We start from the raw sequence: 12,835 nt of genomic DNA on the forward strand, positions 1-12,835 counted from the left end.
CGCCGGCGACCAGTCCGGCCGGTAGTAGACCTCGCCGCCCACCTGCGAGACGCCGCGGCCGTTCAGCAGGCTCGTCGAGCCCACCGTGCCGTTCTGGCCATAGAAGACCGAGGCGTAGGCGCCCCAGCGGCGGGTCAGCTCAGCGACCTCGCGGCGGACCTGCAGCGTGGTCTGCGCGGGCAGCGACATCTGGCCGGCGCGCACGGCGGCGAGGCCATGCTCGAAGTCGCGCGCCGCGGCGCTCTTGCGGCCCAGCCGCTCGGCGCTGAACGCCGCGTCGAACCACATCGAGGGCTTCATCTGGCCCTTGCGTTCCGCCTGGGCGAACAAGTCCTGGGCGCGCGCGTCGAGGCCCAGGCTTGCGGCGAGCTCCGCCGTCTCGTCGGGGTCCGCGCCGACCAGCCAGCCCGCCTTGTCGGCCGCGAGGAAGGCGGCGCGCGCCTCCTCCGTCCGCCCCAGCTTGGCCAGCGAGTAGATGCGGCCGCGCTCCATGGCGCCCCGCTCCTGATCGGTGGTCGCGGCCGCGCGGGCGATCTGGAACGCCTCCAGCGCGCTGGTCGTCTGGCCGAGCGCGTTCAGGGCGTAGGCGCGGCGCGACTGGACGGCGTAGGAGCGCTCCTGCGCCACGGGCGCGAGCGCCTGCAGGACCGCGGCCTGGTCGCCGGCCGCGGCCCAGAGGTCGGCGAGCGTCAGGCGGATGTCGTGCGCCTGCTCGGGCGAAAGCCCGGTCAGGCTGAGCGCGGTGGCGAAGAACTCGCGCGCGTGGGCCTTGTCGCCCGCCTGCTGGGTCATGTAGCCGCGTTGCGCGCTGAGCTGCGCGTCCGCGCCGAACCTCGCCTCGTAGGCGGCGGCCTCGCGATCGGCGTCCGCGGTCCGGCCGAGCCGGCCCAGCACCGAGATCAGCAGCAGCCGGTAGGCCTTGTTGCGCGGCTCGAGATCCACGGCGGTCCGCGCCTGGCGCTCGGCCTCGGCGAGGTCGCCGCGCGCCGCAGCCTTGTAGGCGGCGTCGCCGGCCGCATAGCCGGGGCCGGCCGGCGTCGCCGCATCGGACGGCGCGTCCGGAGCCGCCGCAAGCGCCGGCGCCCCCAGGCCTGCCAGGGCCAAGGCCGTGGCGGCCCCCAAGATCCGAGGCCTCATCTCACCGCTCCTAGGCCGCGACGGCCGTCTTCTGCACGGCGATGGCGTCGGCCAGAGCCTCGCGCGTGATCACCCCCAGATTGACCAGCAGATCGCCGATTCGGCCATGCCGTTCCGGCTGATAGCTCCGGAGCGCGTCTTCGAAGGCTTCGCGGCGGACGTGGCCGCGGTCGATCAGGATATCGCCCAGGAGCGGCTTGGGCGTGGGCTGGTCGAGCGCGTCGGCCTCGCCGCGCATCAGCCGGAGGCCCGCCGCCAGCTCGCTCTCGCGGACGATCTTCTGGACCGGCGGCTTGGCGGCCTGGGCGGTCATCTCCTTGAGCTCGTCGTCGGTGAGCGGACCGGAGACCGCCAGCACGACGGCGCCGGAGGCGTCGCGGCCGATCGGCAGCGCCCGGGCGCGGATGGCCAGGCTCTCAGGGATCAGCCCCCGTCCGCCGGCGACCGCCTCGGCCGACAGCTGGGCGCGCGCCAGGCCGGATTGGGTGGCGATCGCCTCGGCGAGCGTTTCCTCGTCCAGCCAGCCCTTGGCCATCAGAATGCGGCCGAGCGGCCGGCGGGTGGCCGCCTGCTCGGCGAGCGCGGCCTCGAGGTCCGCCGGGCGCACGGCTTCCCAGCTGGTGAGGATCTCGCCCAGCGGACGGCGGTCGCGCTCCAGGGTCGAGTCCGTCGGGAAGTGGTGCATGGTCTTGTCCCAGGCGATCGGCGTGCCGAACATCAGGCTGCCGGCGAACAGCCGGATCGCGCGCGCCGTGGCCCAGCAGTTCACGAAGGTGCCCACCACCATGCGCGGGATCGACAAGAGCGCGTGCTGCCAGCCGTAGAGGCGGTTGACGAAGTAGAGCCGCTGACTGATCCGCAGAAGGACCGAGGCGCCGTTCAGGATCAGCAGGCCCGCGAACAGCGGGCCCGCCGGATAGAGCGGCGGCATGGGGCGGCCGAACAGCAGCGAGACCCCGATCGCCAGCCCAAGGACGTTGAGCAGAAGGGCGTAGGAGAGGATCGACAGCGTCGGGGTGATCAGCGCCTTGCGATCGCGCATCATGAAGTAGTTGGCCTTGAACGACCGCGACCAGCCGAGCTGCTGCCAGCCCTGCAGGGCGATGCCGAGGATCCAGCGGGCCTTCTGGCGATAGGAGGTGCGGAAGGTGTTGGGGAAGAACTCGCGCACGCAGAGCGGCATGCGCAGGGGAACCGTCGTCTCGCCGCCGAACAGGCCGCGCCGCTTGACCCTGAACTCGACGGGGAAGTGGGCGATGATCGAGCTCAGGCCCCGCTCCATCAGCCGCGCGCCGATGTCGTAGTCCTCCGTCAGGGTGGCGGTGTTGAACGGCTGGTCGCCGGTCTCGCACAGGGTGGCGATGGCGCGGCGGGAGAAGCAGGTGCCGACCCCGGCCGAGGGCACGGCCCCGGCCAGCGACTCGCGGACCACCAGGTCCTTGGCGTGCCATTCGGCGAACTCGTCCATGTAGGTGCCGGCCACCCATTCGGTGAACCCGCGCTCCAGCGAGACCACCGGCAGCTGGATCAGGTCCTTGCGCGGCAGGAGGTAGTTGAAGAACCGCAGCTCGACGGGATGCAGCACGTCCTCGCAGTCGTGCAGGATGAAGCCGGCGAACTCCTGGCCGCTCTCCTCCTCATGCTTGAGCGCGGTCTCGACGATGGCGTTCAGGCAGTCGGCCTTGCAGGTCGGCCCGCCGTGCGGGACCTCCACGCGCACCACCCGCTTGTGCCGCCGGCGCACGCGTTCGACCTCGCGGATCGTGTCCGGGTCGTTCGGATAAGTCCCGACGAAGATCACGTAGTTGTCGTAGTCCAGGGTCGCGATGGTGTTGGCGAGCATTGGGGCGATCACGTCGTCCTCGCGCCAGGCCGGCACCATGATGGCGATCGGCTGTTCGGGGACCTGGTAGAGCGCCGCCTCGCTGAGCGGCTTGTGGCGCGGCTTGACGAACAGGCGCCGGTAGGCCGTGCGCAGCCAGAACCAGGCGTCGACGAACATGTCGTCGAGCGAGGAGAAGCCGATCATCACCGCCACGATCAGCGCCGCCCAGCGGCAGATCGCGGCGTAGGTCTCGAGGGGCGCGGACGAGGCCGCGGCGAGCGCATGGATCACGGGGAGCTCCTCAGGCGCGCAGGCGCATGGGGGTGGGCGGGATCGCGAATTCCTCGACCGGTTCGCCGCACACCGAGGCGACGATGCGCTGCGCGGCGAGGCCGTCGCCGTAGGGGTTGCGGCGCGCGGCGAAGGCCGCCCGCTCATCCGCGTCGTCGAGCAGGTCGCCGACCGCGGCGACGATCCGGGCCGAGCTCGTGCCGACCAGCACCGCGGTGCCGGCCTCCACCGCTTCCGGCCGCTCGGTGACGTCGCGCATGACCAGCACCGGCTTGCCGAGCGCCGGCGCCTCCTCCTGGATGCCGCCCGAATCGGTGAGGATGACGTCGGCCCGCTGCATCAGGCGCACGAACGGCAGATATTCCTGCGGGCCGATCAGCCGGACGTTGGCGAGGCCGCCGAGCCTGGCGTGCACCGGCCCCTTGACCTTCGGATTGAGGTGGACGGGAAAGACGATCTCCACGTCCTCGCGGGAGGCCAGCGTCGCCAGGGCCTGGCAGATGTTGTCGAGCCCGTCGCCGTGGTTCTCGCGGCGATGGCCGGTGACCAGCACCAGCTTGCGGCCCTCCATCGCGCGCGGCAGGGCCGCGTCGAGCGAGCGGGCGAGGTCCGGATGCTTCTCGAGCATGTCCTCGATGTGCTTGAGCGCGTCGATCACGGTGTTGCCGGTGACCAGGATACGGCCCTCCAGCCGCTCGGCGGCGAGGTTTTCCTTCGACCGCTCGGTCGGGGCGAACAGGTCGGCGCTGACCAGGTCGATGGCGCGGCGGTTCATCTCCTCCGGCCACGGCTGGGCGAGGTTGTAGGTCCGCAGGCCGGCTTCCACGTGACCCACCGGCACGCCGCGATGGAAGGCGGCGAGCGCGCCGGCAAGTCCGGTGGTCGTATCGCCGTGGACCAGGACCTGGTCGGGCTTCACCGCCTCGATCACCGGGTCCAGGGCGGCCACCATGCGGGCCAGCAGCGGATTGAGGCCCTGGCCCGGCGACATGGCGTCGAGGTCGTAGTCGGGCAGGATGCCGAACAGCTCCAGGACCTGGTCGAGCATCTCGCGATGCTGCGCGGTCACGCAAACCTGGGAGATCACGCCCTCACGCCGGCGCAGCGCGCGCACCACAGGCGCCATCTTGATGGCCTCCGGCCTCGTGCCGAAGACGGTCAGAACCTTCACCACCACCACACCCGCGTTCTTATCGGCGAGCCTGATGGCCCGCGCTTAGCCAAGGTTTGGCATGGCGGTCGTGATGAATCGGTTAACTGACCTCCAGGAATTCAAACAGCAATACTGTTGCATCGCATCACGATGCTAGTCTGTACTTCAACTTGTCTTCAGACGACTGTGCGATCGCGGACCGGACGAGGGGAGAGGAGTTCGTCCGGCCCGCTACGCCGTCATGACCCTGAGCGGGCCAAGTGCGGCGCCCCAGAATGGCGCACTGGGGCGACCGCCGGAGGGGCGTTTCAAGATCGGCGCCGAGACGCCTCGCGCGCGTCGGCGGATGCGACACCAAGGCCGGATTGGCCGCGCGGCAACTGTTGGTTCACGCCCGGGCCTTATGGTAACCGCCCAAAGGAGCCGCCATGCCGCCGATCGTGCAAGCCCTCGTCGTCGCCGCCTTCCCCGCGCTGGTCATCGTCGCGGCGCTGCGCGACGCCATCAGCTACACGATCCCGAACTGGATCTCGCTGGCCCTCATCGGGCTCTTCGCTGTGGCCGTCCCGGTGCTCGGACTGAGCCCCGGCGATATCGGCCTGCACCTCGCGGTCGCCGCTGCGGCGCTGGTGCTCGGTTTCACCATGTTCGTGTTCCACTGGATCGGCGGCGGCGACGCCAAGCTGTTCGCCGCCGGGGCGCTGTGGCTGGGGTGGCCGGCGGCCGGATCCTACGCCGTCCTGACCAGCCTCGCCGGCGGGGCGCTGGTGCTCGCCATCGTCGGTCTTCGCTCGCCCTATCTTCGCGCCTTCCTGGTCAGCTCTCCGGCCTGGCTGAACCGCCTGGCGGAGCCGGGCGAGGACATTCCCTACGGCCTGGCCATCGCGGCCGGCGCGCTGATGGCCTTCCCGGCCTCCAGCCTGGTGAAGCCGTTCCTGGCGCTCTGAGGCGGGCGGTCGACAGGCTAGACGCATGATCTCGATGCGCGCTCCGGGCATGCTGGCGGCATGGACGCGATGATTCGCACCGACGGCGCGACCAAGGACGTCGCCTTCCTCTCCCACGCAGGCGCGCGTGAGCGCTCGGCCGGGCGGGTGGCCCTGTTCCTCGTCCTGGGCGTGCTGGCCGCGGGCGTCGCCGGCCTGCTCGCCGGGCTGGCGGTGACCCTCGCCTTCGCCATGGCCCGGGCGGGCGGGCGTCCGCAGGCCGTGGTCGACGCGCTCACCGCACTGACCGAAAGCGCCCGTTCCGGACGATCGCTGCTGAGCTACGGCTACGAGATGGCCGTGGCGGGGATATCCTCGATCGCCGCGGCCGGCGCGGCGCTGGCGCTCGCCGCCCGGATCTTCGCCCGGCCGATCCGCTCCTTCCTGACCGCCGCCCCCCGCTTCCGCTGGCGCGTCGTGGGCGCGGGTTTCGCGGTGGGCTTTCCGCTGGTCGCGGCCGCCTTCGTCGCCGAGCGCCTGTTCGCCCCCGCCCCGCTCGCAGCGCCGATCCTCATGCCCGGGGCCGATCTGGCCGCGCGCGCGGGCTATGCGCTGATCGCCGCCGTCTGCCTGTACCTGGCCGCCTTCGCCGAGGAGGCGCTGTTCCGCGGCTGGCTGCTGCAGCAGACCGCCGCCTGGACGCGAAATCTCGTCGTCATCCTGGCGGTCAACGGCGCGGTCTTCTCGCTCGCCCACTTCGACCCGAACCCGGCGAGCCTGCTGGTCCGCGCGGTGATGGGCGCGGGCTGGGCGTGGATCGCGCTGCGCACCTCGGGCGTGGAGTTCACCACCGGCGCGCACCTGGCCAACAACCTGTTCGTCGCCCTGTTCGTCATGCCGGTGAGCTTCGCGGCGCCGAAGGCCGAGCCGTTCGACTACCGCCCGGCCCTGATCGAGCTCGCCATGGTGCTGATCCTGGCCGGCGCGGTGGAGCTCTGGCTGCGGCGGCGGGCGCGGACTGAATCCGCACCGGCCTGACCAGGGCAGATCTGGCAGGCCGTGCGCTCGCCTGAGCCAAGCTGAGACGGGATCGACGCCGACACGCTGGTCGGCATGTCGGTCACAGAAATCAATACCGGCCGGATGCAGTTTGACTGATCGCACTGCGATCTTTATTTGGCGATGTCATGATTTCGTGATCCGGGCGGTCGATAAGGCCGGATGTGCAACCCCGGACGACAGAAACGCCGAAGTTATAAAACTCGCATAACCCAATTTTTACCACCAGATGTGTTCACGCGTGGCGCGAACACCAGAGATTGATCCTTCATTTGAATCAGTTAATTTAAGTTGCTTGTGGATAAAACTGGGGATATCTCTGCATACACGGGATTTGCTTATGTGCCGCGTGCGTGTCAGTGGCGCAGGCCGCAAGATCAAGTGGCCTACATCTAGGCGGTAACCGATTCTCGAGGGGCCGAATGCTGTCCCTCGTCCAGGGTTCATCTTGTGCCAATTGTCGGCGGCGCCGAGACAGCGCCGGCGCAACACTGCCGCGGCGCGCCGCGGCGGCGGCGCGGATCGCCCCGGAGGTTCCGGCGCCGCCCACATCCGCGATCCCGCTCACGCCCCGGACGGGGGCTGGCTGTGGGGACGGAACATGACGATCACGATCAATGGCGACCTGGTGCTCGACGAGGCTCCCGGTGTGGATGCTGCGTCCATCGACGACGATCTCGCCTGGGCGACGTTCCAGACCGCCTTGAGCAGCAGCCTCTACACGCACCTGTTCGGAACCGGCGGGAGCAACCTTGGCCTGCCGGCGAATACAGGCAGCACCACGTTTCCGCAGGTCGCGACGCAGAGCGGCTTCATCTCGCTGGACACCGACGTCGACAGCCTGACGCTGACCACCAAGGACAACCTCAACAACTTCGTTTCGTTCGCGGGCCTCGACAGCGGACTGACCGACCTGGCCGGCCACAAGATCTTCCTCTACGGCGACAGCGGCGACCACGTGGTGCTCGGCCGGGTGTCGACCGGCGGGTCGGCGGACCCGAACGGCGCGGTGGCGGTCGCCATCGTGCTCGACGACCAGATGGCCGGGGCCCAGGTTCACTCGGCCAACCTCTACAGCCTGCAGTTCATGGCGCTGAAGAACCCTGACGGCAGCAACGTCGACGACCTCGACCCGCTGAACCTGGCGGGCGCCAACATGTACCTGAACTCGGCGCTCACCTCCCAGACGAGCTTCAGCGATTTCTCGGCCGTGCCGTCGGGACAGGACAACTGGGTGATCATCCAGCCGACCGGCGAGGGGCCCACCGACCCGGATATCCTGGTCACCGGCCTGCTCTCTTCGAGCACGGTCAACGTCAGCACCACGGGCCTGGGGATGAACTCCCAGGCCGTGGACAAGGGCGAGCTGCTGCGATTCGACTTCGTGGACGGCGGCCTGACGCCGCTCACCAACACGATCGTCCACTCCGATTCCAACATCAGCTACGCCAATCACCACAGCGGCAACGGCGGCGGCTTCTCGCTCACCCAGACCAGCCCGAACAAGGCCGCCGTCAGCACCCTGGTGCACGCCTATTCCGTGCCCGACGACTACACGCCCTCGACCTTCAAGAGCCATCTCGACGAGCAGACCTCGGTCAACATCAGCGGCGTGCGGGTGTTCAACGCCGCCGGCGTGCTGCAACTGGACGACGAGGGCGTGGCCGGACCGCTGAGCGGCAACGGCGTCACCATCAACCTGGACGGCGACACCGCGCAGATCGATGGCCTGAAGGTCGGCTACACCGTCGATTTCAGCACCACCTCCGACATGAACCGGTTCACGGTCGCCAACGACTCCAGCGCGAAAGCCGGCTTCGACCTCGGCGCCATCTATCTGACCAACACCCAGGTCAGCACCGACCACCCGGAGATCGGCTCGCATCTGATCTTCGAGGACGACGGCCCCAGCATCACGGCGCCGGGCACATTGCCGTCGCTCACCGTCGACGAGACGACGCTCAGCACCGACGACAGCCACAGCTTCGCCGGCGTGTTCACCGCACTGGGCGGCGCCGACGGCGTCGCCTCCACCACCTACGCGCTGAGCGCCACCGCAGGCCCCTCGGGCCTGGTCGACACGGCGAGCGGGCACAACGTGGTGCTTTCGGTCAGCGGGGGCGTCGTGCAAGGCCGCACGGACGATGCCGACCACTTCCTTGTCTTCCAGGTCAGCGTCGACGGCTCGGGGGTGGTCACCCTCGACCAGCAGCGCGCCGTCGCCCACCCCACCGCGGGGAGCACGATCGCGGCGACCGACGAGTCCATCTCGCTGTCGGCGGCGGATCTGATCAAGCTGACCGCCACAGTCACCGACGGCGACGGCGACACCGCCTCAGCGGTCGCCAACATCGGCCAGCAGCTGAATTTCAAGGACGACGGGCCCAGCATCACCGGCGACGCCACGGGTCTCAGCCTCACCGTCGACGAGACCGCCCTCTCCACCGACGCCACGGTGAGCTTCGCGGGCGCGTTCACGCCGCACGGCGGCGCCGACGGCCTGGCCTCGACCACCTATGCGCTCGGCGCCACCGCAGGCGCCTCCGGCCTGGTGGACACGGCGACCGGCCACAATGTGGTGCTCTCGGTCAACGGCAGCGGCGTCGTGGAAGGCCGGACCGACGACGCCGGCCATCTCCTCGTCTTCACCGTCAGCGTCGCCAGCAACGGCGACGTCACCCTCGACCAGCTGCGCGCCATCGTCCACCCGACCGGCGGCGCCTCGTCCTACGACGAGACCACCACACTGTCCGGGGCCAGCTTGGTGACCCTCACCGCCACCGCCACGGACGGCGACGGCGATACGGCCGCCGCAACGGTCAACATCGGCCAGAAGCTGGTCTTCCATGACGATGGCCCGAGCGCCTTCACGCCCGTGGCGATCGTCGTCGCCGACGCCGTGCAGGACCAGCCCGGGGAAGGCGCCACCAAGGACCTGACCGGCGACGGTGGCACGGTCGAGGCGAACCACGTCGGAGCCGACGGCTACAAGTCGCTGGTGTTCTCGGGGACCGACGGCTCGACCCTGATGGGGACGCTCGGAACCGACACGACGACGGCGCCCCTGACGGCGCACGCCCAGGACGTCCTGCTCTCCGGCTTCGGCGGCGCCACTCTGACCGGCTACACCGAGGAGAACGGCACAGCCGGCTATCAATCGGGCGCGGGCGGGGACAAGGCGATCTTCACGATCACCCTCAATCCGGGCGCCGACACCTACACTTTCGCCATGCTGGACCAGATCGACAACCACGCCAGCGCGCTGAACGTGAACTTCGCCGGCCAGAAGCAGACCGGCTACGAGTTCCTGACGCTGGACAATCCGCAGGCCGCCGACTCCGACGGCGACTTCATGTTCACCGGCATGATGCGCGGCGCGGACGGTGTCAGCATCCTCAACGCTCCGGGGCCGAGCGCGAAAATCGCGGTCAGCTCGAGCGGCATCGGGGTGGGCAGCCAGAGCGTCGACGTGCACGACGGAGTCTATATCGACTTCGTCGACGGCGCGCCGCTGACCCCCAACGGCCAGACCCCGATCAGCGCCATCAGCTTCGGCGGCGCATTCAGCCATACCAGCGTCAACAATGCGGGCATCGGCATCAGCCAGCTGAAGCCCAACACCACCACCAACATCGACATGCGGCTCAGCGCCTACGACGAGCATGTCACCGCCGCCACCACCTCGGCGAACATCACCAACGATGCGACCAAGCCGATCACCCAGGTGACCGTCATCGCGCCGGACGACACGGCGGGCGCGCCCGATCGGTTCACCTTCTCCGCCGACGGCAGCCACACGCTCGAGGGCCGCGCGATCAGCGTCGACTTCGCCCCGGCCGGGGCGCCCGACGCCAACTACGTCGACGTCCACAACATGGGCGTCGGCTACACCGTGCTGGTTTCGACCGCCGACGGGTTCGAGCGGCTGCTGGTCGAGAACGCCGGGACCGCCAACCAGGGGTTCGACATCTCCGGCGTGCGGATCGAGCAGTTCAACGGCGGCGATCAGGTCCACTTCAGCGTCCCGACGGTCGTCTCGGACGGCGACAACGACACGGCGCTGGGGACCATCGCCGTCACCCTGACGGCGCCGGACATCATCCTGGCCTGAGCGGCCGGGCTGCGCCGGCACGTGCGCGCGGGGCGCTCCGATTTCCGCCGGCGAGCGTTCGCCCGTCGCACGAGCGGGATTGACGGCGGTCGCAAGTTGTACCTGAGTAAACGCCGTTAAGTCTGCAGATGGCGGCGAATAGGCGTTCCGCCGGTTTGTTCGTCATTTATGTAAATTTTATGCGGAGTTCTTTGGGGGCGACGCCCGTTACGACGCCGTCATCTTGCCCGGCTCCTGTGCGCCGGACCTTTTCCCGCCCCAGCACGGGGCGAGCGGCAGTCAGCCGGGCGTGCCTGGACCCATATTTCCTGGAGGGGCTTCGATGAGCACCAATCGCAAGTACTTCGGATCCGCAGCGCCGGCCCTGGCGGCCGTGCTGGCGGCGTTCGCCGTGACGGCAACCCTGGCGAGCGCCACCGCCGCCAAGGCCAGCAGCACGGTGTTCGCAACCGGGCTGGACAATCCGCGGGGCCTGAAATTCGGCCCTGACGGCTTCCTCTATGTCGCCGAAGGCGGTGCGGGCGGATCGACCTCCACCGTGGGCGATTGCACGCAGGTGCCGCCACCGGTCGGTCCCTACCTCGGCAGCCCGACGGGGGGCCGCATCACCAAGATCGACACCGAGGGCAACAAGACGGTGGTGATCGAAACCTTCCCCTCGAGCCAGACCCAGCCCGCGCCGGCGCCGCTGATCAGCGGCGTGGCCGACGTGGCCTTCATCGGTGATACGCTCTATGCCCTCACCGCCGGCAGCGGCTGCTCGCACGGCGTGCCGAACACGACCAACGGCATCTTCCGCATCGACGGCGAGACCGCGACGCCGATCGCCGACCTGAGCGCATTCCAGATGGCCCATCCGGTGGCGAACCCGGAGCCGGACGACTTCGAGCCCGACGGCACCTGGTACAGCATGGTGGTCGTGCGCGGCGCGTTCTACGCGGTGGAGCCCAACCACGGCGAGATCGACAGGATCACTCCCGACGGCGCGATCAGCCGGGTCGTCGACATCTCCGCGACCCAGGGCCACGTCGTGCCCACCGCGCTCGCCTATCACGGCAATTTCTACGTCGGGAACCTGGGGACCTTCGGCGGCGACATCGACCAGTCCAAGATCCGCAAGGTCACGCCCAGCGGCCAGATCACCACCGTGGCCAGCGGCTTCAACATGGTGCTGGGACTGGTGATCGACGCCCACGACAACATGTACGTCCTGGAGATGACCACCGGCAGCAACGTTCCGGCGCCGAACACCGGCCGGGTGACGAAGGTCTCGCCGTCTGGCGTCAAGACGGTCCTCGAGGACGGGTTGCTGTTCCCGACGGGCATGACCCTGGGCCCGAACGGACACCTCTATGTCTCGAACGGCGGTTTCGTCGGCCCAGGCGGCGGCTCGATCGTGGAGATCGATCCCAACTGAGCCTGCGGCGGCCCCGGCCAGCGGCCGGAGCCGCCCTTTCCCTGCGCACGCGGGACAGCCCGGCCCCAAGCGACCAATTCTCCTCGCGGTTGCGCAAGCGAGACATCGGACGCGGGTTTTGGTAAGCTGAACGCGGTTGTTCGGACCAGGGGGTTGAATCCGTGGATTCCAAAGCGAAGCTTACCGGCGGCCGCGCGCTGCTGCGCCGCCTCGCTCGTTGGGTCTCCGACGAGCGGGGCAACATCGGCCCGATCCTCGCCCTGATGGTGGTTCCGATCGTCGGCTCGTTCGCCATCGGCGGCGAGACGGCGTCCTGGTACCTCTATCACCGCGCCCAGCAGAACGCCGCGGACTCCGCGGTCGTCGCGGCGGCGATCCAGGGCGGAGCCACCTACGCCACCGTGGCCAACGCCGTCGCCGCCAAGTATGGCTTCACCACCGGCGGCAACGTGACGGTCACGCCCACCACCGTCACCTGCCCAGCGGGCGCCACCGTGATCGCCGGCTCGACCTGTTATCAGGTCACCGTCGCCAACAAGATTCCCGTCTATCTCACCCGCGTGGTCGGCTACTCGGGCGACGTGACGCTCGCGAGCGGCGCCCGCGGCAAGGCGATCAGCGCCAAGGCGATCGCCGGCCTGACCAGCGGCACCAAGACCTTCTGCATGATCGGTCTGTCCCAGGGCATCACGCTGAACGGTGGACCGGGCACGAACCTGACCGGCTGCGATCTTCTCTCGGATAATGACCTGGCCTGTAACGGACAGAATTCCGACTTCGGCGTGGGCGGCGGCTATGCGGTCGGAACCAACAAGAACAGCAGTTGCGGCACGACCCCGGTCAGCGGCTATCCGGCCTTCACCGACCCGCTCGCTTCGACGATCAGTTCCAATCTGAGCGACCTGTCGTCCTGCAC

8 protein-coding genes are annotated in these 12,835 nt (G+C 69.2%); 5 read left to right on the forward strand and 3 right to left on the reverse strand.

Going from position 1 to position 12,835, the window contains the following annotated elements:
* From VLI41_RS01405 to wecB, 3 genes are all read right to left on the reverse strand, one after another.
* Positions 1-1,137 (reverse strand): hypothetical protein (locus VLI41_RS01405; RefSeq protein ID WP_325266265.1); only part of this gene is annotated, 1,137 nt, incomplete at its 3' end.
* 10 nt (positions 1,138-1,147) lie between these two features.
* Entirely contained in the window at positions 1,148-3,253 is a 2,106-nt protein-coding gene (locus tag VLI41_RS01410) for a glycosyl transferase family protein (RefSeq protein ID WP_325266266.1), read from the reverse strand.
* Positions 3,254-3,263: 10 nt separating this feature from the next.
* On the reverse strand, positions 3,264-4,427 hold the full coding sequence (gene wecB / locus VLI41_RS01415) for a non-hydrolyzing UDP-N-acetylglucosamine 2-epimerase (RefSeq protein ID WP_325266267.1): 1,164 nt from the start codon (positions 4,425-4,427) through the stop codon (positions 3,264-3,266).
* Between the two features lie 407 nt (positions 4,428-4,834).
* Here wecB and VLI41_RS01420 point away from each other — a divergent pair, with 407 nt between their 5' ends.
* From VLI41_RS01420 to VLI41_RS01440, 5 genes are all read left to right on the forward strand, one after another.
* Positions 4,835-5,353: an A24 family peptidase gene (locus VLI41_RS01420; RefSeq protein ID WP_325266268.1), complete on the forward strand. Its 519-nt coding sequence runs from the start codon at positions 4,835-4,837 to the stop codon at positions 5,351-5,353.
* A 60-nt stretch (positions 5,354-5,413) separates the two neighbouring features.
* A complete protein-coding gene (locus tag VLI41_RS01425) occupies positions 5,414-6,370 on the forward strand; it encodes a type II CAAX endopeptidase family protein (RefSeq protein WP_325266269.1) in 957 nt (318 codons plus the stop codon).
* 622 nt (positions 6,371-6,992) lie between these two features.
* Positions 6,993-10,502, forward strand: a complete 3,510-nt coding sequence (locus VLI41_RS01430) for a DUF5801 repeats-in-toxin domain-containing protein (RefSeq protein ID WP_325266270.1) — start codon at positions 6,993-6,995, stop codon at positions 10,500-10,502.
* A 322-nt stretch (positions 10,503-10,824) separates the two neighbouring features.
* Positions 10,825-11,919, forward strand: a complete 1,095-nt coding sequence (locus VLI41_RS01435; protein WP_325266271.1) for a ScyD/ScyE family protein — start codon at positions 10,825-10,827, stop codon at positions 11,917-11,919.
* Between the two features lie 161 nt (positions 11,920-12,080).
* The coding region (locus VLI41_RS01440; protein ID WP_325266272.1) for a pilus assembly protein TadG-related protein at positions 12,081-12,835 on the forward strand (755 nt) is incomplete at its 3' end.

The organism is Phenylobacterium sp. (assembly GCF_035475775.1).
Lineage (GTDB): Bacteria > Pseudomonadota > Alphaproteobacteria > Caulobacterales > Caulobacteraceae > Phenylobacterium.